Raw genomic sequence first — 24750 nt, forward strand, 5'->3', positions numbered from 1 at the left:
AGATACGGGCCACAGGCATAATACATTGATTGAAACCTATTTAACCCTTTCAAAATATCTCGTGTTCCGCAAATATAGACAAAAACAGTGCAAATGACACTGTTTTTGTCTATCGCAGGTTCAAAATACGACTTATTACTTATTTGGTAAACTTATTACAAGCCTTCAGCAACTGACGCAACGTATCGACTAATTCCTGGGACTCCTGCAGCGTAATCAGATAGACGAGCGAAACATGCAGGCTGTTGCCCTCCTCCTGCACCCGGTACATCTGGGTCTTGCGCTCGGTCGAGATGGATTCGCGCAACCCTTCGGCTTCGATCAGCACGTTCTCGATATCCGAATAGTCGTTCTGCTCCATCATGCGGCGAATCTCGACCATCAGGTTGAAAATCCGGGTCCGAATGGGCAGGAACTCCCGCAGATAAACTTTGGGCATCGGGTTGAAGTTATTGCCGACATGCTCCTTGCACGGCTCGCAAAGACGTTTGAGACAGTAATAAAGTTGCTCGGAAGCATTGCTCGCCGTGTGGAACCAGGTGTTCTTTTCGAGCGCCAGGTTGCGGTCGATACGGCGCATGGCGAGCATCTGCCGACGACGCACCCGCTTGAGCAGGTCTTTTTCTCCTCCGAGCGCCCGTTCAGCTTTGCGCAGGCTCTTGATATCCTCCTTCAGCAAACCGTCGGTAATCTGACGGAAGGTCGATTCGGCGAACGTTACCGATGCCATGAGCGACTCGGTCATATGTCGGCGGAGCAACGTCCACACTTCGGCCTTGTCGCGGGAAGTCATCATCCCCTTGAAAACATCATCGTGCTCGGCCTTCATCTTCCGGCGGTAGCGGATATTGCTGCGTATCAGGAAGAGAATCGTCAGCGCTACGACCACGACCATAGCGATCGTACCGCCGTAATAGATAGCAAGCGCGAGCAGGAACGTCGCCACGAAAGCCGCACCGGCCGTAATGAACCAGCCGCCGATCACGGAAATCACACCCGTAATGCGGAATACGGCGCTCTCGCGGCCCCAGGCCTTATCGGCCAGCGAAGAACCCATCGCCACCATAAAGGCCACGTAAGTAGTCGAAAGAGGCAACTTGAGCGAGGTGCCCAATGCGATCAGCAAGCTGGCCAGCAGCAGATTGACCGCCGCACGTACCATATCGAAAGCGGCACCGTTCTCCAGAATCGCCTCGTCCTTATCGAAGCGTTTCCCGAGCCAGCGCTTCAGTCCCTGCGGCATCGCATTGTCGATTCCGGTAGCGAGGGACGACGAAGCACGCACGATACTCCGGGCCAGCCCCGACGAACCGAACATCTCGTCGCCGGCATCCTGACGGGCCAGATCCACCGAGGTCTTGATAACGCCCCGGGCCTTCCGCGAAGTGGTCAGGGCGACGATCATCACCACGCCCGAAAGAGCCAGGAAAATGAAGGGCGTCCGGGCAGGCGCGTTCAGCGAATCCATCAGGAAGGTTTCGGATCCGTTGCCGTTGGCGACGTAATCCATATAGGAAGAGTAGCCCGTCAGAGGTACGCCCACGAAATTCACCAGGTCGTTTCCGGCGAAGGCCAGTGCCAGGGCGAAAGTTCCCAGCAGCGTGACTACCTTGAAAATATTGATCCGACACCAGTGGAGCACCTGCGAGAGAAGGCAGAAGAAGATGAAGCAGCCGGCCACCAGGTGACGGGTATAGGTAGAAATCCACTCCGACAGTTCGGGTGTCATGAACGACGAATCCTTCATACCCTTGATCAGAATGAAATAGATGATCGCCGTCATCGCCACACCGCCGAACAGCGCGGCGGACCACTTCATGTGCGACTTATAATTGAAAGTAAAGATCAATCGGGCGATATATTGCACCACTGCGCCGAATACGAATGCGATCGCCACCGAAAGGAAGATGGCCATGATGACCGACAAAGCCTTTTCCGAATTCAGCATATCGGCAAAGGTAAGCCCCGTATCGTCTGCGGCCAGCTTGACCATCGCCAGAGCGAACGCACCTCCCAGCAACTCGAAAACGATCGACACGGTAGTCGAAGTCGGCAGCCCCAGGGTATTGAAGGTGTCCAGAAGAATCACGTCGATTGCCATGACCGCCAGGCAGATACACATGATATCCTGGAAATAGAACTGTTCGGGCCTGAAAATCCCGTGCCGGGCGACATCCATCATACCGTTGCTCATGACGGCGCCGCACAGGATACCCACCGCAGCTACACCCATGATCCACTTGAACGAAGCGGCCCGGGCGCCGACGGCCGACCCCAGGAAATTCACGGCATCGTTGCTGACACCCACCACCAGATCGAAAATCGCCAGCAGAAAGAGGAAGAGGACAATGCCTAAATAGATTGATTCCATACTTTTTTAATTGGTTTTACGCCTAAAGTTATCATTCGGGAACAAAAGTACCGGGCGGAAATGATAACGACGTTTCAAACCTGTTACAAACCCGTTACAAAATCCGGGAAATGCCTCGTTTTTATGAACCGTCTGTTACAATTCCGTGAAATTTCGATCCTTCCGGATTTGCGAAACCGTTTTATTCCCTAATTTTGACGCGTCGAATCAATACGAAGGTCATGGGGAAATACAAAATTCTGGTGGTGGACGACGAAGAGTCGCTGTGTGAAATCCTGAAATTCAACCTCGAACTCGAAGGATACGAAGTGGATGTGGCTTACAGCGCCGAACAAGCGCTGGCGATGCATCCCGAACGTTATTCGCTGCTGCTGCTCGACGTAATGATGGGAGAGATCAGCGGCTTCAAAATGGCCCGTATGCTCAAGTCCTCGCCCGAAACGGCTGCCGTGCCGATCATCTTCTGCACGGCCAAAGACACCGAAGACGACACCGTTGCGGGCTTGAACCTGGGTGCCGACGACTATATCTCCAAACCCTTCTCGATGCGCGAAGTGACGGCCCGGGTACGGAGCGTGCTGCGCCGCTCGCAAGCCCGGCAGGAGGAGGAAGCCATCTGTTTCGAAGGGCTCTGCCTCGACCTGCAGAGCAAGGTCTGCCGGGTGAACGGACAGGAGGTTCCCCTGACCAAAAAGGAGTTCGAAATCCTCACCCTGCTCCTTTCCCACCCTAGGGTGATCTTCTCGCGCGAACAGATCCTCGCCCGGGTCTGGAACAACGAAGTGATCGTCCTGGACCGCACGATCGACGTAAACATCACGCGCCTGCGCAAGAAAATCGGGCCCTACGGCTCGCATCTGGTGACCCGCCTGGGCTACGGCTATGGATTTGAAAAGTAAACACTCCTATCAGACGCAATCGTTCCTCTGGCTGCTGGGCTTCTCGTGGCTGCTCATCGTCTGCTTCGTCGGCTTCCAATACCACCGGGAGAAGGAGCTGCGCACGGAGCTGCTCGATTCGCAGTTGCAGATCATCAACGCCCAACTGGAAGAGGCTTTGAGCAATGCACGCACTCCCCACGACTTTTTCGATGCGCACTCCGACTTCTTCGAGGGGCTGCGCATCACCCTGATCGACCTGGACGGTACGGTCGTCTATGACTCCGAAGAACCCCCGGCCGAGATGTCGAACCACCTCGACCGGCCGGAAGTGGCGGCCGCCCTCACCGACGGTCACGGCTATACGATCCGCCGCCAGTCGGAGAACAACGGGCGCACCTACTTCTACTCCGCCTCCCGCATCGGCGACCGGATCGTCCGCTCGTCGCTGCCCTACACCGTGTCGTTGTCGCAGGTGCTGAACGCCGACCGCAACTTTCTGTGGTTCATGGGTTCAGTCACCCTGCTGCTGTGTCTGGTCGGCTACTACGTGGTCCGCCAGTTCACGAAAAACATGGTTCAAATGGAGGCGACCCTCGCAGAGCGCGACCGCGAACATGCCGCCGCACTGCACGAGGAGCAGGAAAAAATCCGCATCAAGCGGCAATTGACCAACAATATCAACCATGAGTTGAAAACCCCCGTAAGTTCCATCCACGGCTACCTCGAAACCCTCATCGCCAATCCGCATATCGACGCAGCGACGCAGCGGGCCTTCCTCGAAAAGTGTTTCACCCAGTCCGAACGGCTCCGGCAACTGTTGCAGGACGTATCGTCGATCACCCGGCTGGACGAAGGAGGACAGATGATCGACCGTACCGAAGTGGACCTCCGCGCCCTGATCGGCGAAGTGATAACCGACACGGCCCCGGAAAGCGCCCGACGCGGATTTACGGTACACTGGACATGCGACCGTCCCCTGACGGTCGAGGGCAACGAAGGATTGCTCTACTCCGTTTTCCGCAACCTGACGGACAACGCCCTCAACTACTCGGGCGGCAACCGGATCGACATCGCCCTGACGGACGAAACGGACGACCGCTACGAATTTTCATTCTCGGACAACGGCACGGGCGTCAATCCCGAACACCTGCCCTACCTCTTCGAACGTTTCTACCGGATCGACAAGGGGCGTTCGCGCCGGGCGGGAGGCACCGGACTCGGCCTGGCGATCGTACGCAACGCCATACTTTTCCACGGCGGCCGAATCGAAGTGGCGAACCGCCCGGAAGGGGGACTCGTGTTCCGGTTCTCGATCGCCAAGAAGGGGGAGGCGAAGAGATAGCCGTTCCCCTTCGAAATCCCTTGCAGGCAGTTTCAACCCACAAAGGCCCGGTTCCCGCACGGATTCAAGCCCTGAAACTGTGCCGCGCAGAACTTCCGAAAGCCCCTCCGGAGAAAACGGCATAGCGTAAGTCGAAATCACACAAAGGACATATCGCCGAAGACAACAGTCCGAAGCACCCTGCCGCATGCACTTTCCAGATAGAATCCCCTGCCGCCCGATCGGGCGGCAGGGGATTCTATTCTGTCGAAACGGGGCATCAGTGCGCTTCGAGCCAATTGTCGCCCACGCCGCAGTCCACCACCAGCCGCACGCGCAGCGCAGCGGCGGACTCCATGGCCTCGGTAACGATGGCGATGACGCGCTCCTGCTCCGAACGAAGCATATCGACCACCAACTCGTCGTGCACCTGCAGGATCACCTTCGAGCGGATACCCTCCTCGCGGAAACGGCGGCTCACGCGGATCATGGCGATCTTCATGATGTCGGCGGCGCTTCCCTGAATCGGGGCGTTCACGGCGTTGCGCTCGGCCAGGCCGCGGGCCACGGCGTTGCGCGAAGCGATGTCGTTCAGGTAGCGGCGGCGGCCGAAGATCGTCGAAACATAGCCGTCGCGCTTGGCCTCTTCCACCACCCGGTCCATGTACTCCTTGACCTTGGGATAGGAGGCGAAATAACCTTCGATGATCTCCTTGGCCTCCTTGCGGGGAATGTCAAGCCGCTGGCTCAGGCCGAAAGCCGAAATTCCGTAAATAATACCGAAATTGGCGGTCTTGGCCTTGCGGCGTTCGTCGCTGTCCACCTCGGCCACCTCTTTGCCGAAAAGCCGTGCGGCGGTGGCCGCATGTACGTCCTCGCCGTGTTCGAAAGCCGCGATCAGCGACTCGTCACCGCTCAAGTGGGCCATCAGGCGCAGTTCCACCTGACTGTAATCGGCCGAAAGCAGCAGGTGCTCATCGTCCGAAGGGATGAACGCCTTCCGGATCCGGCGTCCCAACTCGTCCCGCACGGGAATATTTTGCAGGTTGGGATTGGTCGAGGAGAGCCGTCCGGTCGCTGTCACGGCCTGGTTGAACGACGTGTGGATCTTGCCCGTCACCGGATTGACCAGCAGAGGCAATGCCTCCACATAGGTCGAAAGCAGCTTCTTCACGCCCCGGTATTCGAGGATCTTATCGACGATCTCGTATTTGTGGGCGAAGGTCTGCAAGTACTCCTCCTCGGTCGAAAACTGCTTGGTTTTGGTCATCTTGGGCTTCTCCGCGATGCGGAGCTTCCCGAAGAGCACCTCGCCCAACTGCCGCGCCGAATTGACGTTGAGCGACGGCTCGTCCGCCAGACGGCGGATATCTCCCTCCAGGTCGTTGAGCGTCTTATTGAGTTCAACGGCATACTCGGCCAATGCCTCCGAATCGATCCGCACCCCGGCCATCTCGATCTCGGCCAGCACAGCGATCATCGGCTCCTCGATCTCCAGGTACAGCCCGGCCAGATCCAACTCCTCGACCTTCGGCCACAGCACCTGTTTCAAGCGCAGCGTCACGTCGGCATCCTCGGCAGCGTATTCGGCCACCCGCTCCAGCGAAATCATGTCCATAGTCAGCTGCCGGGCTCCCTTGCCGATGAGCGAAGTGATCGAAATCGGCCGGTAATTGAGGTAGCGCATCGCCAGCGCATCCATGTTGTGACGCGACTCGGGATCGAGCAGGTAATGGAGGATCATCGTATCGTAAAGCCGGCCGCGAATCTCGACCCCCAGGCGAGCGAGCACCATCAGGTCGAACTTGATGTTCTGTCCGATCTTGGCGATCTTCCCGTCGGCGAACAGCGGCCGGATAAGGGCCGCATATTCGGCCGTATTGGATTCATTGAACGGAATATACCACGCCTCGTAAGGACGTACCGCAAGCGAAAGCCCCACGATCCGGTCGTTGAAAATGTCGAATCCCGTCGTTTCGGTATCGAAACAAAACTCCGGACAGGCCGCCACTTCGCGCAGAACAGCCTCCAGCTCCTGCGCATTGCGCACGATCGTATAGGCGTGGGGTGTGGTTTGCGCCGTGGCGAACTCCTCGCTTTCCGCCGTCTGTTCATCGGACGACGCCGACTCCCGGTCGGATGCCGGGGATTCCCCAGAATCGGCTGCGGGGGCGAACAGATCTCCCTGCCCCGCCAACGCCGCCTTTTTAGCCGCTGCGGACTTCGCGCGCGCGACTTCGGCCAGCTGGGTCTGGGCCGCCTGACGGGGCCCTTCGGGCAGCGGTTCGGCAGGAGCCAGGTTCGTCAGATCGTTCAGGAACATCCGGAAATCCAGTTCGGCGAAAAGGGCCTTCAGCTCGTCGATCCTGGGGGCGCACACCGTCAAATCTTCCTCCCGAAAGTCGATCGGCACGTCCAGGCAGATGGTCGTCAGCCGCTTGGCCAACAGGAGTTTGTCGCCCCACTCGGCGATCTTCTCACCCTGCCGGCTCTTGATCCGATCGGCGTTTTGCAGGATATTTTCCACCGTCCCCCACTCCTGCACCAGCTTGCAGGCGGTTTTTTCCCCGATGCCCGGCACGCCGGGAATGTTGTCCGAAGCATCGCCCCACAACGCCAGGATGTCACGGACCAACTGCGGATTCTCGATGCCGTATTTCTCGCGGATCGCCTCCCGGCCGACGATTTCGATACCGTCGTTGCCTTTCTGTTTGTAGATCTTACAGTTGTCGCACACCAACTGTCCGTAGTCCTTGTCGGGCGTAACCATGAAAACGTCGTAACCCGCCTCGACGCCCTTGTGCGCGAGCGTGCCGATCACATCGTCGGCCTCGTAACCGGGCACCTCCAGCACCGGAATACACATCGCCTCGACGATCCGCTTGACATAAGGCACCGACAACAGGATATCCTCCGGCGTTTCGGCACGGTTGGCCTTGTATTCGGGGAAAATTTCGCGGCGGAAACTGCCGCCTTTCGGGTCGAACGCGACGCCCAGCAGGTCGGGATGTTCCCGTTTCTGGATGTCGCGCAGAAATTTCGTGAAACCGAACACCACCGAGGTATTCATCCCCGCACGATTGCGCATGGGACGCCCCATGAACGCATAATAATACTTGAAAATCAATGCATAGGCATCGACAAGAAAGAGTTTTTTCATCGGATTCTATCGGTTATCCTCGGCCATCCACTCGGCGAACGAAGTCGCCGTTTCGTGCAGACGCAGGGCGTGGAGCTTGACATGGGACGGCAGGTTGGCTTCGATGCGGGCGGCGAAATCCGCGAGCATATTCTCGCACGTAGGCTGATAATCGACCAGCACGATGCGGCCGAAGCGACAGCCGATCTGTTCCGCTACACGGGTGCTTTCGGCCGTGCGGCGCATGACGAAAGCATGGTCGAGGCGGGAGAGGATCTGTTCGTTCACAATCCGTTTCAGCTCTCCGAAATCCATCACCATGCCGAACTTGGGATTCGACTCGTCGGCGCAAGGCGTCCCCTTGACCGTCACGAACAGGCGATAGGAGTGGCCGTGAATCTCGCGGCAAAGGCCGTCGTAACCCTCCAGCGCATGAGCCGCCTCGAATGTAAACTCCTTGGTAAGACGAATGATCGTCGGTTTTTTCTCATTTTCCATAGCCTCTGCAAGGTAGTCACAATTTTCGGGATTCGCAAGGATGCAGGACCCGGGAGCCATAAAAAACGGGACGCACCCGCAGGCACGTCCCGTCGTTTCCTATTCCCGTCCTCTTTTCAACGCTCCGCAGCCCGGATGAAATCGATGCTCACCTGGCGTTGGAAAGCCTCGTTGAGCGAAATGAAGGTCTGGGTGGTCGAAATGCCCTGGATACGCAGAATTCCGTCGAAAATGGTTTTCATCAGGTGTTCGTTGTCCAGGCAGTAGAGTTTTACCAGAATGTTGAAATTTCCGGTGATGAAGTGGCACTCCACGATTTCGGGAATCTCCTTGAGTTTCTCCATCGTCTGCATCATATACATCGGATCCTGCACGCAAATACCGATCAGAGCGCATACGTCGAAACCCAGCATCTTGGGGTCCACGATCAGGCGGCTTCCCAGGATCACCCCCGAATCGTGCAACTTGCGGATACGCTGGTGAATGGCCGCACCCGAAATCCCGCACTCGCGTGCGATCTCGAGGAACGGCATGCGTGCATTCCGGACGAGGTACTGGAGAATCTTCCCGTCGATAGCGTCCAAAGTTGCTTTAGGCATGGAAAAACTCGTTTTAGTCGGTTGTAAACTTATTTGATTACGTTCATCTCCTTACCGATCTTCACGAACGCTGCGATGCAACGGTCGAGCTGCTCGGTGGTGTGGCCGGCCGAAACCTGCACGCGGATACGGGCCTGTCCCTTCGGCACCACGGGATAGTAGAAGCCGGTCACGAAGATACCCTCGTCCTGCAGACGGGCGGCGAAATCCTGCGACAGTTTGGCATCGTAGAGCATCACGGCGCAGATAGCCGACTGCGTAGGCTTGATGTCGAAGCCGGCGGCCATCATACCCTTGCGGAAATGCTCGACGTTCTTCACGAGCTTGTCGTGCAGCGCATCGCTCTCGCCGAGCATCTTGAACATCTCGATCGAAGCACCCACTACGGCAGGGGGCAGCGAGTTCGAGAAGAGGTACGGGCGCGAACGCTGGCGCAGCATGTCGATAATCTCCTTGCGGCCGGTGGTGAAACCGCCTACCGCGCCGCCGAAGGCTTTGCCCAGCGTACCGGTCAGGATATCGACCTGTCCGCGCAGGTTGTAGAGTTCGGTGATACCGCGACCGGTCTTGCCCAGCACGCCTGCCGAGTGGCACTCATCGACCATCACCAGCGCATCGTATTTCTCGGCCAGCTTGCAGATCTCGTCCAGCGGAGCGGCGTTGCCGTCCATCGAGAAGACGCCGTCGGTTACGATGATGCGGAAACGCTGTGCCTGGGCTTTCTTGAGGCAATCCTCCAGCTCGGCCATGTCAGCGTTGGCGTAACGGTAGCGAACGGCCTTGCACAGACGCACGCCGTCGATGATCGACGCATGGTTGAGCGAATCGGAGATGATCGCATCCTGCTCGGTAAACAGAGGTTCGAACACGCCGCCGTTGGCGTCGAAGCAAGCGGCATAGAGAATCGTGTCTTCGGTACCGAAATAGTCGGCGATCGCCTTCTCGAGCTGCTTGTGCATATCCTGGCAACCGCAGATGAAACGCACGGACGACATGCCGTAGCCGCGTGCATCCATCGCCTTCTTCGCCGCTTCGATCAGACGCGGATTGTCCGAAAGGCCGAGGTAGTTGTTCGCACAGAAATTCAGCACCTGACGTCCGCCGACCGTGATCTCGGCACGCTGCGGGGATTCGATGATGCGTTCGTTCTTGTAGAGCCCTGCCGCTTTGATTTCGGCCAGCTCATGCTCCAAATGTTCTTTAATTTTACCGTACATATTGTTAGATTTTGTGACGTTCGAGGGGTGTTTTACTATCAAACTATCAGCAAAGATAGTTGTTTTTTATAAAAATGATACCTGTCGTCGAATTTTTTATCCGATCGCCGCCGGACCCCGGACCCTCCCCGACGGCAACCCCTGCAAATCCCGGGCCCCGCAAGGCGGTATCCGACAAAATCCGGCCCGGATTCCGCAAGCTTACGACCGGTCGCCGAAGTCGTCCGCGAACGAAAACGGAATAAACGGACAACCCGCTATGTTCCACCGAAAACATAGCGCCGGCACGAAGCAAAAGGACAAATTCCGGCATCGGAAAGCGATCCACAGGATCGTTTCCCGCCCCCACAATCTCAAATTCCCCGGCGGACACGACGCATTTACAAACTATTTTGCTAAATTTGTCACGTTATAGCCGGTTGTGGAACCAGCACGTTCAACCATTAAATATTTCGAATTATGTTCAAAATCGATTCTTACGATTTCAAAGGCAAGCGGGCGATTATCCGCGTGGACTTCAACGTCCCCCTCGACGACAAGGGCCAGGTAACGGACGACACCCGCATCCGGGCGGCGATCCCCACGATCCGCAAGGTACTCGACGCGGGCGGCTCGGTAATCCTGATGTCGCATCTGGGACGGCCCAAGAAGAACAACGATATGAAATATTCGCTCGGACAGATCGTCCCCGCGATCGAAAAGCTGCTGGGCAAACCCGTGATTTTCGCCGGCGACTGCATGGGAGAAAAAGCGGCCGAAACAGCCCGGAACCTCAAACCCGGCGAGGTGATGCTGCTCGAAAACCTGCGTTTCTACGCCGAGGAGGAGGGCAAGCCCCGCGGACTTGCCGAAGATGCTTCGGAAGAGGAGAAAGCCGCTGCAAAAAAAGCGGTCAAAGCCTCGCAGAAAGAGTTCGTCGAGCGGCTGGCTTCGTATGCCGACTGCTACATCAACGACGCTTTCGGCACCGCGCACCGCGCACACGCCTCGACAGCCCTGATCGCCGATAAATTCCCCCACGACAAGATGTTCGGCTACGTGATGGAGAACGAATTGCAGGCGGTCGATCGTCTGATGCTGAATCCCCGGCGCCCGTTCGCGGCGATCATCGGCGGGTCGAAAGTTTCGACCAAGATCTCGATCCTCGAAAACCTGATGGAAAAGGTCGATTCGATCGTCATCGGCGGCGGTATGTCCTACACCTTCGCAGCGGCGCAGGGCGGCAAAGTCGGTAACTCGCTCTGCGAGCCGGAGATGTTCCCCACGGCACTCGAAATCGTGAAGAAAGCCGAGGAGCGCGGCGTGAAGCTGGTATTCTCGCCCGATGCGCTGATCGCCGACAAATTCGCCGAGGACGCCGATACGCGCCAGGCTCCGGTGAACGACATCCCCGACGGCTGGATGGGTCTCGACATCGGCGAGGAGGGCAAAAAGACTTTCCGCGAACACATCCTGGGCTGCAAAACGATCCTGTGGAACGGCCCCGTAGGTGTTTTCGAGATGGACAAGTTCGCTACCGGCTCGAAAGCCGTGGCCGAAGCGATCGCCGAAGCCACTTCGAAAGGAGCCTTCTCGCTCATCGGCGGCGGCGATTCGGTGGCCTGCATCAACAAGTTCAGCCTGGCCGACAAGGTGAGCTACGTTTCGACGGGCGGCGGTGCACTGCTCGAATACATCGAAGGCAAGGAGCTGCCGGGAGTGGCGGCCATCCGCAAATAAGCCGGGCACGAACGGAGCGCGGTCCCGTCGAACCGTTCTTCGTACTGAATCGAAAACAGACAGAAACCTTAAAATATTTTAGAGTAAACAACCAATGAAAAAAATTCTTTTCGCTGCAACCGTTCTTTGTATGATGGGCTGCCAAAACAAACCGACCAACTCGACGCCGGCGCTCGATCCGTCCAACATGGACACTTCGGTCGCCCCCAACGAGAGTTTCTACCAGTACGCTACGGGCGGCTGGCAGGCTAAAAATCCGCTCAAGCCCGAACATTCGAGCTACAACATGTTCAACGTGTTGAACGACAACAACGAAATCCGCATCAACGAGCTCTTCACCCAGATGACCAAGGAGAACCCTGCGAAGGGCACGGTCAATCAGAAGATCGCCGACCTCTACAAGCTGGGCCTCGACTCGGTACGCCTGAACCAGGAGGGCGCCGCTCCCATCCGGGCCGAATTGGAAACGATCCTGTCTCTGGACGACAAGAAACAACTCACTCCGATCCTGTCCGTGATGCAGATGACTTCGAGCTCGCCCCTGTTCAGCTTCGGTCCCGAGGCCGATCTGAAGGACAGCAAAGTCAATGCCCTCTACATCGGACAGTCGGGCATCGGCATGGGCGACCGCGACTACTACCTCGACGCCGAGAACGAGTCGATCCGCGAAGCCTACAAAACTTATCTGAACCGGCTCTTCACGCTGGCCGGACTCGAAGAGTCCCAGGTAAGCAAAGCGACCGACGCCGTGATGCGCATCGAAACCGAACTGGCCAAGAACATGCGTTCGAACGTCGAACTGCGCGACTTGCAGCGCATGTACAACCCGATGGCGACCGCCGATCTGAAAAAGAACTACGACGCTATCGACTGGAAGTATCTCTTCGACTTTGCCAAGATCAATCCGGAGCGTGTGATCGTCTGCCAGCCCGAATACATGGAGGCGTTGGACAAGCTAATCGAAACTACTCCGATCGAGGACCTGCGCTACTACCTGGCATCGCAATACCTCAACGCCGCAGCGCCCTACCTGGACGATAACTTCTACGCCGCATCGTTCGACTTCTACGGCCGCACGATGTCAGGCAAACAGGAGCCCCGCCCCCGCTGGAAGCGTGCCATGGCCATTCCCAACAGCGCCCTGGGCGAGGCCGTAGGCGAAATGTACGTCGAGAAGTTCTTCCCCGCCGAAGACAAGGCCCGCATGATGACCCTGGTGGAGAACCTCCGCACGGCCCTCGGCCAGCACATCGATCAGCTCGACTGGATGAGCGACTCGACCAAGATGCGTGCCCGCGAGAAACTCGCCGCTTTCCACGTGAAGATCGGCTACCCCGATAAATGGAAGGACTACTCCACGCTCGAAATCGACCCGACCCTCTCCTACTGGGAGAATATCCAGCGTGCCAGCGAGTGGGCGACCCGCGATCAACTCGCCAAAGTCGGCAAGGCGGTAGATCCCGAGGAGTGGCTCATGACTCCCCAGACGGTCAATGCCTATTACAACCCGACCACCAATGAAATTTGCTTCCCGGCAGCAATCCTCCAGCCGCCGTTCTTCAACCCGGCAGCCGACGACGCGGTGAACTACGGCGCTATCGGCGTAGTGATCGGCCACGAAATGACGCACGGATTCGACGATCAAGGCCGTCAGTTCGACAAAGACGGCAACATGAACAACTGGTGGACCGATGCCGATGCCGAAGCCTTCAAACAGAAGACCGACATTCTGGTCAAGCAGTTCGACGCGATCGAGGTGCTGCCCGCACGCGGCGACCAGCCGGCCGTCTTCGCCAACGGTTCGCTCTGCCTGGGCGAGAATATCGCCGATCAGGGCGGTCTGCGCGTGGCTTACACGGCACTCATGAACACACTGAACGGCACCGAACCCGAGCCGATCGACGGACTTACGCCGGCCCAGCGTTTCTACTTGAGCTACGCGACCGTCTGGGCACAGAACATCCGCGACGAGGAGATCGCCCGTCTGACCAAACTCGACGTACACTCGCTCGGTCAATGGCGCGTGGACGCTACGCTGCGCAACCTCCAGGATTTCTTCGACGCCTTCAACATCACCGACGGCAAGATGTATATGCCGGTCGAGGAGCGCGTGATTATCTGGTAATTCCGCATCGTTTCCATAAAGGAGTGTGCCGAAATAGGAATTTCGGCACACTCCTTTTTATATGCATAAGAATTAGCCCTATGCAAAGCTTCGAAGGTGAGGAAGACAGGAGTTTACTCGGTGTAAACGATCGAGTCCGAATCCCGAAGATAACGCAGCAATGGGCAATTATGACACACCGCCTTCTTATCGGAGAAACAACGCGATAAGATCGCACAGCCGAAATCACGATTTTTTCGGCTGCAACGCCGGTTCATCCAAACACCGGACCTTCGTCGCAAAAACGCAGGAAAGCGAATAACGAGCATTTTCGCGCCATCGAAGCCCTTTCCGAACAAAAGTCGGGACACATCCTCTCTTCTGCCGAAACGACGTATCAGGACGCAAAACCTCTCATTCGTGTCCAACCGGAGTAATGCCGGATTACTCGTACCATCGGAAACATACCCGCGATCCGACGATATTTCCGGACAGAGATCACGAAAAGGTCCCGGACGTCTTACGACAACCGGGACCCGCGATCAAAAAATCTATTTATGAAAAAACTTTTATGTATTCACCGCCTGCAAAAAGGGTGCCCGGAAAAGTAAAACCCGGCCGGCCCCGCAGCGTGCCCGCTAATATTTGTAGCGGATCCACTTGTAAAGCTCCTTGAAGGTAGGTTTCTTGCCGTACATGAAGATACCCACGCGGTAAATCTTCGCCGCGAGCCATACCATAGCCATAAACGTAGCGTAGAGCACCGCGAGCGACACGACGATCTCCCAGGTCGGAATACCGCACGGGATGCGGGCCATCATCACCACGGGCGAGGTAAAAGGAATCATCGAACACCAGAAGACCAGCGGCGAATTGGGGTCCTTCATCACCACCATCATCACGAAGATACTCAGGATGATCGGCAGCATGATCGGGGTCTGCAACTGCTGTGCGTCCTGCACATTATCGACAGCCGAACCGACGGCAGCGAACATCGCCGAATAGAGCAGGTAACCACCGATCACGTAGAGCAGCAGGTAAGCGAAAATCTGGAAGACATATCCGAAATCGGTCGCCGTGGCGAGCGTCTGCACCATCTCCATATCGACGCCCGCCGCCGTCGGATCGAGCGTCCCGGCACGCATCGCCTCGACACTTCCCATCATCTCGGCAGAGATCAGGTGCGGCATGACGAGCGCACCCACGCCGCACACCAGCACGCCCCAGATGAGCACCTGCACCACCGCGACGGAAGCGATACCCAGGATCTTGCCCAGCATCAGCCGGAAGGGGCTGATCGAAGAGACGACCACTTCGAGCACCCGGTTGTTCTTCTCCTCGATGACCGACTGCATGACCATCGCACCGTAAATCATCAGGAACATGTAGAGGATCATACCGAGCACCAGCCCCACGACGGTCGATACGGCCGACGAATTGGCCTGCTTGTCGCTGCCGTCGTCCTGCATCTGGTCGTTGCGGAAGACCTGCATATAGACCGTAGTCTTCACCTCGTAGAGAATCTGCGACAGATTTTCGATGTTATAGTCCTTGAGTTTCTCCTTCTCGATGATGTCGGCGATCTGCCCCGACACGCTCTCCTCGACCAACATCGCCGAGGAGCCGTTGGTATAGAGTTTCACGTTGCCGGGATTGGTCATTATGTCCCCGCCGATCCAGAGTATGCCGAAACGGTCGGTATGCTCTCTGCGAGCCTCGTCGAGCGTCAGGTCGGTCGGCTCATAGACCACCTCCTCGCTGCTCTCGAGCCGGGGAGCGATCACACCGCTCTCGTCGATCACGGAAATATGCCGGGTTTCCCCCTGGGAATAGCGCATGATGAGCGCCGGGGCCACCATCAGGCCGATCATCAGCACCGGCATAAGAATCGTGGTCACGATGAACGACTTCTTGCGCACCCGTTCGTTGAATTCCCGGGTAATGATAATTCCTATCTTCGAATTTGCCATGGCTTTCTACTTTTGCTTGTTCGTTTTCTTCCGATTACTCCGCGTTGAGGGTTCCCCCGACGGCCCGTATGAAGATGTCGTTCATCGACGGGATGATCTCCGTGAAGGAGCGCAGCTCCACCGCATCGTTGATCCGGGCGATCACCTCCCGCACGTCGGCATCCCGCTCCACATGCAGCTTGAGCGACGAATAGGCCGCCCCGAACTCCGGCTCGGGCTGTTCGAGCACCTCGCAGCGACCTTCGAGCACACCGCGCAGCGCCTCCGCGTCGCCCCGGTAGGCTACCTGAAAAATGTTGTTGCCGTGCCTGCGCCGGATCTCGTCCACACGGCCCGTAAGAATGTTGCGCGACTTGTTGATAAGCGTGATATGGTCGCAGATCTCCTCGACGGACGACATGTTGTGGGTCGAAAAGATGACCGTCGAACCCTTGTCGCGCAAGCCGAGAATCTCCTCCTTCAAAAGGTTGGCGTTGATCGGATCGAAACCCGAAAAAGGCTCGTCGAAGATCAGCAGCTCAGGTTCGTGCAGCACCGTGACGATGAACTGGACTTTCTGGGCCATACCCTTCGAAAGTTCGTCCACCTTGCGGTCCCACCACGATTCGATGCCGAATTTGACGAACCACTTCTTGAGCCGCACCACCGCTTCGTGGCGCGAAAGCCCCTTCAGGCGGGCGAAGAAGACGGCCTGTTCGCCCACTTTCATCTTTTTATACAGACCGCGCTCCTCGGGCAGATAGCCGATGCGATAGACATCCTGCGGCTGGATTTCGCAGCCGTCGAAGATGACTTTCCCCTCGTCGGGCGCCGTAATGCGGTTGATGATGCGGATCAGCGTGGTCTTGCCCGCACCGTTGGGTCCGAGCAGGCCGTAAACCGACCCCTTGGGAATCGTGAGCGACACATCGTCCAGAGCCGTATGTCTGGCGAAGCGCTTGGTAACGTGTTCTACTTTCAATATCTCCATAATCGATCGAAAACTTAAAGTGAGTCCGGGCATTCCGTCCGCGATTTCCTACATCTCCGGCTGTACCGCATAAGGACAATACATCACTACGCCCTGCTGTCCCACCGCCTCACGGATCTTGCGCCACTCGCCGGCCCAGGGTCCCAGTTCTCCGGCCACGATGTCGGCCTTGACTTTGGCCATGAATCCGGAGAAGAACGCCCCGAAGCCGGTCGGAGCCTCGGTCATCTCGACGATGCGGAACTTATCGCCCAATTCGGCCTTGTCAGCCGCAATAGCGATGGCCGTCTTCAGACCGCCGTTGGTATCCACCAACCCGAGAGCGAGGGCATCCGTGCCGCTCCAAACCCGTCCGCCGGCAATGTCGAGCACCTTTTCCAGCGGCAGATTACGGCCTTCGGCCACGTAGGAGGTGAAAGTTTCGTACACCTCGTCCACCGAGCGCATGATCGCCGCCCGTTCGGTTCCCGTCAGGGGACGCATCACGCCCATATCGGCCGACGTATTGGTTCTCACGGCATCGAACGTAATGCCCAGCTTATTCTTCAGGGCATCCTCCAGGCGCAGGAACATTCCGAACACCCCGATCGACCCCGTAAGGGTCGTCTTGTCCGCCACGATGGCATCGGCACCGCACGAAATATAGTAACCGCCGCTGGCCGCATAGCTGCCCATCGATACGATCACCGGCTTCTTCTCCCGAAGCAGCTCCACCTCGCGCCAGATCACATCCGAAGCCAGCGCGCTGCCGCCCGGCGAATTGACACGCAGCACCACGGCCTTGACATCGTCGTTGCGACGTACCTTCGCCAACTTCGCAGCCAGCGTATTGCCGTAAATATCGGCACCGTAGCCTTCGCCATCGACGATCGCACCGTCGGCATAGACGATCGCTATCTGCGACGAAGAGATATTCTTAAGGTCCGCATTCAGTTGCGACACGTACTGTCCCAACGTCACGAACTCGAACTGTCCGTCGTTCTTGGCGACGGCGCCGTACTCCCGGAACACATCGTCCATCTGATCCTCGAACAGCAATCCGTCCACCATCCCATGATCGAGCGCCTCCTGTGCCAGCGACACTTCGAGCCCGTCGGCCAGTCGGTTCAAGGTCGAAAGCTCGATACCGCGCGACTCGGCGACGGCCTCCGCCATCACATTCCAATAGGAATCCACCAACAACTGCATCTGCTCGCGGTTGGCATTCGACATCTTCGAAAGGAAATAAGGCTCCACGGCACTCTTGTACCTGCAGGCCGTCGGACGGAAAATTTCGGCCTGAATATCGAGCTTGTCGAAAAGACCCTTGTAAAACATCAGCGTCGAAGAAACACCTGTCCACTGCATCCCTCCGTGAGGCTCCAGGTAGATCTTGTCGGCGACCGATGCCAGATAGTATCCCCCCTGGCCGTAGGTTTCGTTATAGGCGATGATGAACTTGCCGCCCTGCCGGAAATCCTGAAGCGCCTCGCGCAGCTCCTCCAGAATGGCGTAAGTGGCGACTCCGCCTCCGTTCGGACGCAGATAAATACCCTGGATGCGGGGATCGTTCTTGGCCGTTTCGATGGCCCGCAACGCATTGTAAAGAGTAACCTGGTGTCTGGCCGTCATCGTGGCGAAATCGATGCCGGCGAAAGGATCGCTGCTCGGCGACTCGATCAGGTCTTCCGAAAAATCCAGTTTCAAAATCGCGTGCTCTCCGACCGTCACCGGTTCCGAAGAGGTCATGGAACCTACGATTCCGAACAAAATCACCACGGAAAGAAAGAGCATCACCGCACTGCCCACGACAAAAGCGAGCAGACCGGCGAAAAACATTTTCAAAAATTTCATACCGATTTATTTAATATTCATTCGCTGCGAAACGGCGCATGAGGCGCGAACGGGGCGAAACTTTTCCGCATCGCCGAATCCCGGCCCCCCTCCGAATCGGAGTTAATATGCGGCAAATATAACCGTTAATTTTATGAAAAACAAATAATATTTATCGTTTATCGATAACATAATTTTCCATAAAGACTTATTATATCGGAAATAATAGTTATCTTTGTCCAGATAAGCCGCATCCGGACGAGCAGGAGCAGGCTCTTTGCCGCCCGGTTTGCACGATCGTTGCTACCAACTTAACTGAAAATATGGAAGAGAGAGTCAAGGAATTACTCAACCGTATCCTCCATCCGGAGACCCAGCACGGTCTTGTCGAGAGCGGATTCGTCGAACAGGTTTCGACTCCCGGCGACAAGATAACCGTCACCCTGAATTTCGCCAAAGTGCGCGATCCCTTCGCCCTGAAGATCAAACGGCAGGTTCAAGCACTGCTGGAAGAGAATTTTCCCGCCCTGAAAGGATCCATCACCGTTATTATTAAGGAGGCCGCTCCCAAGAAACCGCAAGCTGCGGACAAACCGACCATGACGGGCGACATAGCCCACATCGTAGCGATCGCTTCGGGCAAGGGCGGTGTCGGAAAATCGACCGTCACGGCCAACCTTGCCGTCGCCCTGCGCAACCGGGGTTTCCGGGTCGGCATCCTCGACGCCGACATCTACGGCCCTTCGCAGCCCAAGATGTTCGGTCTGGAAGGTTACCTGCCCGAAGCCGAACAGGTGGACGGGCAGGATATCATCCTGCCGGCCGAAACGATGGATATGAAAATCATGTCGATCGGCTTCTTCGTGAAACCTTCGGACGCCCTGCTGTGGCGCGGTGCAATGGCGGTGAACGCCTTGCGGCAGATGATCCACCAGACACGCTGGGGAGCGCTCGATTTCCTGCTCGTGGATCTTCCTCCCGGCACGGGAGATATTCACCTCTCGATCATTTCGGAGTTGAAAATCGACACGGCCGTGATCGTTTCCACCCCCCAGCAGATCGCCGTGGCCGATGTACGGCGCGGCGTGGAGATGTTCCGCAATCCGCAGGTGAACATCCCCCTGGCCGGCATCGTCGAAAACATGGCCTGGTTCACGCCGGAAGAGCTGCCCGAAAACCGTTACTACCTCTTCGGAAAGGGAGGCGCCCGCCGCTTCGCCGAGGAAAACGGCATAGACCTGTTGGGAGAAATACCTATCATACAGTCCATTATGGAAGGCGCCGATACGGGAACGCCGTCGGTGTCGATCGACGCCCGCGTCGAACCCTACTACCGGGAGATAGCCGACCGGATTGTTGATAAGGTGGTCAAATAACCCCACGAACGATGTTGATAAACCCGCAATAACTTTTGAAAAGAAAAACCCGGAACCGTTTGCAAAATCCATCTTTCGCCCGGTATAGACAAAACAAGAAAACGGCAAAAAAAAGTTTTCGCAAAGTATGATTCGGGATATGCACGGAAAAAGAGAAGCGAATGTTGATAATCCGAACATGTCGAAATGTCGAAACCTGTTTTGAACATTTGTCGGTAACTTTCCAAAAAACGGGTTTCGACAACCTCCCGGACCTTATCGGCAGAACAGAATACGGAACTTCGAAAAGCTATGCTGTGGATAACCCGAAATACGGTATAATTATCAACACTATCAACAGGCATTATATTTACTTTTAATTATTTTTTTAATAAAATAAAAGTATAAAAAATAAAAAACGATGGTCGATAACTCATCGAAACTCAAAACGGAAATCGAGCGGCTCAAACGCGAGAAGAACGCCGTTATCCTGGCGCACTACTATACGCTGCCCGAAGTGCAGGAAGTAGCCGATTTCCTGGGCGATTCGCTGGCGCTCTCCATCGAGGCGCAGAAGACCGACGCCCGGATCATCCTCTTCGCCGGCGTGCATTTCATGGCAGAGACGGCCAAGGTGCTCTCGCCTGAAAAGAAGGTGCTGCTTCCGAATCTCGAAGCGGGATGTTCGCTGGCAGAATCGTGCGATGCGGCCGCTTTCGCGGCTTTCAAGGCGAAATATCCCGGCTACAAGGTGGTTTCGTACGTCAATACTTCGGTCGGGGTGAAAGCCTTGACGGATGTGTGCTGCACCTCGTCCAATGCCCTGAAGGTCGTAGAGTCGATTCCGGCCGACCAGCCGATCATCTTCGCTCCCGACCGGAACCTGGGTTCCTATATCCAAAAGCTGACTGGACGCGAGAATATGGTGATCTGGGACGGCGCCTGCCATGTGCACGAGGAGTTTTCGTTGGAAAAAATCCTGGAACTGAAGCGGCAGCATCCCGCAGCGCAGGTGGTGGTGCATCCCGAATGCAGGGCCTATATCGTGCAGGTGGCCGATTTCGTCGGTTCGACGGCGGCTATTCTGGACTATTGCGGCAAAAGTTCCGCCAGGGAGTTCATCGTGGTGACCGAAGCGGGGATTCTGACCGAGATGAAGCGCCGCTATCCGGAGAAGACGTTTATCCCGGCCCCTCCCGACGACGAGGCGTGCGGATGCAACAATTGTAGGTATATGAAGATGATTACGCTGGAGAATATCTTCACCACGCTGCGCGACGAGCGGCCCGAAATATCGCTCGACGAGGAGGTACGCCGCCGTGCCGAGCGTTCGATCCTCAACATGATCGCCATCAAGTAGGTTTTTCGCTCGCCGGAGGGCGATCCTCCGGTCGCACGGCCTGTGCGGTTACGGAGGCGGAACGGCGGATTTCCGGTCGGCGGCCAAAGAGGAGAAACGAGGGAGAACCTGCCCGGCCGGTTGCGGCGAAGGACGAAAAAAGAGAACAGGGGAAGGAACGGAGAGAGTGCGGCATTCCGATCCGGTTGGGCGGATGCGGAGCCGGTCGTATGAAGTGCGAACAGAGAAATTCAACTATATATTTTTTATAAACCAAGTAAACAAACATTTTAAGGAGAGATGAAAAAACTGATTTTATGCCTGGCTGCGGCAGTCGTATCGCTGACTGCCGCTGCAGACGAGGGTATGTGGCTTCTGCCCTATCTTCAGAAGATGAACATCGGGGATATGAAAGCCAAGGGCTGCCAGCTCACGGCCGAAGATATCTATTCGGTGAATCACGGATCGCTCAAGGATGCGATCGTCATTTTCGGTAACGGTTGTACGGGCGAGGTCGTATCGCCCGAAGGACTCGTTTTCACCAACCACCATTGCGGTTACGGTTCGATTCAGGCCCTCTCTTCGGTGGAGCACGACTACCTGAAGGACGGTTTCTGGGCCATGTCCAACGAGGAGGAGCTGCCGGCTCCGGGGCTGACGGTCACTTTCATCCGTCGAATCATCGACGTAACGCCCGAGGTGCTGGGCAACATCCCCTCGATCGCCAAGGGCGAGGAGCGTTCGGAAATGGAGGATAAGAACATCGAGGCGCTGTACGAGAAATTGCGGGCCGAGAATCCCGGCATGACGATCAACATCCAGCCGTTCTTCGGTGGCAACCAGTACTTCGCGTTCGTGATGGAGGTTTATCGGGACATCCGTCTGGTCGGTACTCCCCCGACGTCGATCGGCAAGTTCGGCGGCGAAACCGACAACTGGATGTGGCCGCGTCATACGGGCGACTTCTCGATCTTCCGCATCTATGCCGGCAAGGACAACCGTCCGGCGGAATATTCGGAAGAGAACGTACCCTACAAGGCCGAAGAGTTCCTCAAGGTGTCGCTCGACGGTTACAAGGCCGACGATTTCACGATGATCATGGGCTTCCCCGGTTCGACCGAGCGTTACATGACTTCGTACGAGATCGACGAGATGTTCCAGGTTTCGGGTCCGCAGCGCATCGACATTCGCGGCGCCCGTCAGGACATCCTGAAGGAGGACATGGCCGCCAGCGACAAGGTGCGTATCCAGTACGCTTCGAAATATGCCAATTCGTCGAACTATTGGAAGAATACGATCGGCATGCTGCGCGGTCTGAAAAAACTGGACGTGAAAGCCTTGAAGGAGGCGCAGGAAGCCGAATTCCAGGCTTGGGCCGAGCAGAATACGCTGCCTGAAGAGGGATTCGTCGATGCGCTCGGCATGATCCGCGAGGCGGTGAACGACAACATGGCCTACACCGGTCCGCTCCAGTATTTGAGCGAGGCGATGGTCCGTTCGGTCGAAATCATGACCCCGGCTCTGGTGGCTAACCGGATGCTGACGGCCGAGGAGGTAAGCGACGAAGCGAAAGCGCAGGCGAAGGAGTATTACGCCAACTTCTACAAGGATTACAACCTGCCGACGGACCGCAAGGTAGCCCGGAAGATGCTTTCGATGGTCAAGGAGAACGTGAAGGATCTGCCGACCGTTTTCGCGGAGGTGATCGACGCGCAGTTCGGCGGCGACATCGACGCTTATGTGGATTACCTGTACGACAATTCGGTCTTCACGGACGAGGCCAAGGCATCGGCCGCTACGTCCGAGCAGATCAAGAACGATCCGGCGGTAGTGTTGGCTACGTCGGTTCTGAACAAGATGAAGGAGCTGCGCGAGAAGGCCGTACCCAACCTGCAGAAATATGCGGACGGACATCGTCTTTACGTAGCCGGTCTGATGCGCATGCAGCCCGACAAGGCCTGGTATTCGGATGCGAACTTCACCATTCGTCTGACTTACGGTCAGGTGTTGCCTTATGAACCTGCCGACGGCGTGGTATATGATTACTACACGACGCTCAAGGGCGTGATGGAGAAGGAGGATTCTTCGAATCCCGAATTCGTCGTTCCCGCCAAGCTCAAGGAGCTTTACGAGGCGAAGGATTTCGGTCCCTATGCCAACTGCAAGGGCGAACTTCCCGTAGCGTTCCTGGCCAACTGCGACATCACGGGCGGTAACTCGGGTTCGCCGATGATGAACAGCCGCGGCGAGCTGATCGGTCTGGCTTTCGACGGTAACTGGGAGGCTATGTCGGGCGATATCGCCTTCGAGCCGGATGTACAGCGTACTATCGGCGTGGACGTTCGCTATGTGCTCTTCGTGATCGACAAGTTCGCGGGTGCGGACTGGCTGCTCGACGAGATGACCCTCGTGAAGAGCGACTGCACCAAGGCATGCGATCAGAAGGATGTGAAGAAAAAGGAGACGAAGGCTTCGAAGAAAAACGCCAAGAAAGCGGACAAGAAGCGTAAGTAACTGGAAATACGGCGAATGTGCGTTTGCTTTGCAGGCGCATGTCCGCGAATCGAAAAGGGGAGAACGCTCGCAGCGTTCTCCCCTTTTCGATGTTGAAAAACGGTCGGATGAAATTTACGCATTGCGGGGTATGAAAACCGTCCTTCTTTTCGGATCGGTTTGCAGAAATAAAATAAATGACTATTTTTAGAATTTCATTCGTGCGGATAAGTGAGATAGAGATGAAGACGAAAAAAGGAAAGGATATGACCTGCGAAGAGGTCTTGGAGTGGCTTGCGGCCCATGCCAATCCGGAGTTCCGGGAGGGAATGGTGCGGTTCGGAATCGACGCCCGGCTGGCGGTCGGGGTGCGGGTGGTCGATCTGCGGCGTCTGGCGCGGGAGATCGGCCGGGATCATGCGCTGGCGCTGGAACTCTACCGCAGGCCGGTGCACGAAGGGCGGATCCTGGCGTCGATGATCGCCGATCCGGCGCTGTTCCGTCCGGAGGAGATGGATGCCTGGGTCGCCGAATTTCGGTCGTGGGACCTGTGCGACCAGTGTTGTATCAACCTGTTCCGCTATACGTCGTACGCTTACGGCAAGGTGCGCGAATACGCCGCTTCGGACGAGGAGTTTACCCGACGGGCGGGGTTCGCTCTGCTGGCTACGCTCGCCGTCGGGGATAAACGGGCTTCGGACGACGATTTCAGGGCCTTTCTGCCGCTGATCGAACGGGGTGCGGAGGATTCCCGCGTCCGGATCGGAAAAGCCGTGAATTGGGCCCTGCGGCAGATCGGCAAACGTAGCCGGGGGCTTTACCCCGATGCGCTGGCGCTGGCCCGTAGACTGGCGGCGAAGGAGGGGGCGGCAGCCCGCCGGATCGGACGCGATGCGGTGCGTGAGCTGACGCTGGAGAGGATCATCGCCCGGATCAAATAGGGTGCAGACCCCCTTGCGGAA

16 protein-coding genes are annotated in these 24750 nt (G+C 56.8%); 8 read left to right on the forward strand and 8 right to left on the reverse strand.

Annotated features, from left to right (window positions below; translation table 11 throughout):
* Positions 1-139: 139 nt before the first annotated feature.
* Positions 140-2371: an inorganic phosphate transporter gene (locus ALIPUT_RS02775; protein WP_004328135.1), complete on the reverse strand. Its 2232-nt coding sequence runs from the start codon at positions 2369-2371 to the stop codon at positions 140-142.
* Positions 2372-2592: 221 nt separating this feature from the next.
* On the opposite strand from ALIPUT_RS02775, the gene ALIPUT_RS02780 reads away from it, so the two are divergent.
* Positions 2593-3270: a response regulator transcription factor gene (locus ALIPUT_RS02780; protein ID WP_004328137.1), complete on the forward strand. Its 678-nt coding sequence runs from the start codon at positions 2593-2595 to the stop codon at positions 3268-3270.
* Positions 3254-4594: a sensor histidine kinase gene (locus tag ALIPUT_RS02785; protein WP_004328138.1), complete on the forward strand. Its 1341-nt coding sequence runs from the start codon at positions 3254-3256 to the stop codon at positions 4592-4594. The genes ALIPUT_RS02780 and ALIPUT_RS02785 overlap by 17 nt, the downstream gene beginning before the upstream one ends.
* A 259-nt stretch (positions 4595-4853) precedes the next feature.
* Here ALIPUT_RS02785 and polA read toward each other — a convergent pair whose 3' ends face one another.
* From polA to kbl, 4 genes are all read right to left on the reverse strand, one after another.
* Positions 4854-7733, reverse strand: a complete 2880-nt coding sequence (polA, locus tag ALIPUT_RS02790; protein ID WP_004328139.1) for a DNA polymerase I — start codon at positions 7731-7733, stop codon at positions 4854-4856.
* 6 nt (positions 7734-7739) lie between these two features.
* Positions 7740-8210: a 6-pyruvoyl trahydropterin synthase family protein gene (locus ALIPUT_RS02795; protein WP_022460721.1), complete on the reverse strand. Its 471-nt coding sequence runs from the start codon at positions 8208-8210 to the stop codon at positions 7740-7742.
* A 116-nt stretch (positions 8211-8326) separates the two neighbouring features.
* A complete protein-coding gene (locus ALIPUT_RS02800; protein ID WP_004328141.1) occupies positions 8327-8809 on the reverse strand; it encodes an Lrp/AsnC family transcriptional regulator in 483 nt (160 codons plus the stop codon).
* Positions 8810-8838: 29 nt separating this feature from the next.
* A complete protein-coding gene (kbl, locus tag ALIPUT_RS02805) occupies positions 8839-10026 on the reverse strand; it encodes a glycine C-acetyltransferase (RefSeq protein WP_004328142.1) in 1188 nt (395 codons plus the stop codon).
* Between the two features lie 459 nt (positions 10027-10485).
* Between kbl and ALIPUT_RS02815 the strand changes: the two genes are divergently transcribed.
* A complete protein-coding gene (locus tag ALIPUT_RS02815) occupies positions 10486-11745 on the forward strand; it encodes a phosphoglycerate kinase (protein WP_004328145.1) in 1260 nt (419 codons plus the stop codon).
* Between the two features lie 94 nt (positions 11746-11839).
* Positions 11840-13870, forward strand: a complete 2031-nt coding sequence (locus ALIPUT_RS02820) for a M13 family metallopeptidase (protein WP_004328147.1) — start codon at positions 11840-11842, stop codon at positions 13868-13870.
* A gap of 617 nt (positions 13871-14487) precedes the next feature.
* Here the strand turns inward: ALIPUT_RS02820 and ALIPUT_RS02825 are convergent.
* Genes ALIPUT_RS02825 through sppA form a run of 3 tightly spaced genes read right to left on the reverse strand, consistent with a single transcriptional unit; the run spans position 14488 to position 18622 of the window.
* Complete coding sequence (locus ALIPUT_RS02825) at positions 14488-15819, reverse strand: ABC transporter permease (protein ID WP_004328150.1); 1332 nt, start codon at positions 15817-15819, stop codon at positions 14488-14490.
* 34 nt (positions 15820-15853) lie between these two features.
* Entirely contained in the window at positions 15854-16789 is a 936-nt protein-coding gene (locus tag ALIPUT_RS02830; protein WP_004328151.1) for an ABC transporter ATP-binding protein, read from the reverse strand.
* Between the two features lie 48 nt (positions 16790-16837).
* Positions 16838-18622 (reverse strand): signal peptide peptidase SppA, encoded by a 1785-nt coding sequence (sppA, locus tag ALIPUT_RS02835; RefSeq protein ID WP_004328152.1) that lies wholly within the window; start codon positions 18620-18622, stop codon positions 16838-16840.
* Positions 18623-18924: 302 nt separating this feature from the next.
* Here sppA and ALIPUT_RS02840 point away from each other — a divergent pair, with 302 nt between their 5' ends.
* The 4 genes from ALIPUT_RS02840 (at position 18925) to ALIPUT_RS02855 (ending at position 24729) form a co-directional block, all read left to right on the forward strand.
* The gene (locus ALIPUT_RS02840) at positions 18925-19977 is read left to right on the forward strand and encodes an Mrp/NBP35 family ATP-binding protein (RefSeq protein WP_004328153.1); all 1053 of its coding nucleotides are present in this window, start codon (positions 18925-18927) and stop codon (positions 19975-19977) included.
* Positions 19978-20377: 400 nt separating this feature from the next.
* Positions 20378-21316, forward strand: coding sequence for a quinolinate synthase NadA (gene nadA, locus ALIPUT_RS02845; protein WP_004328155.1), 939 nt, complete (start codon positions 20378-20380; stop codon positions 21314-21316).
* A gap of 279 nt (positions 21317-21595) precedes the next feature.
* Positions 21596-23809, forward strand: a complete 2214-nt coding sequence (locus ALIPUT_RS02850) for a S46 family peptidase (protein ID WP_004328156.1) — start codon at positions 21596-21598, stop codon at positions 23807-23809.
* A 245-nt stretch (positions 23810-24054) separates the two neighbouring features.
* Entirely contained in the window at positions 24055-24729 is a 675-nt protein-coding gene (locus ALIPUT_RS02855) for a DNA alkylation repair protein (protein ID WP_040293383.1), read from the forward strand.
* The last annotated feature ends 21 nt before the right edge of the window (positions 24730-24750 follow it).

It is taken from the genome of Alistipes putredinis DSM 17216 (assembly GCF_000154465.1).
GTDB classification, from domain to species: domain Bacteria; phylum Bacteroidota; class Bacteroidia; order Bacteroidales; family Rikenellaceae; genus Alistipes; species Alistipes putredinis.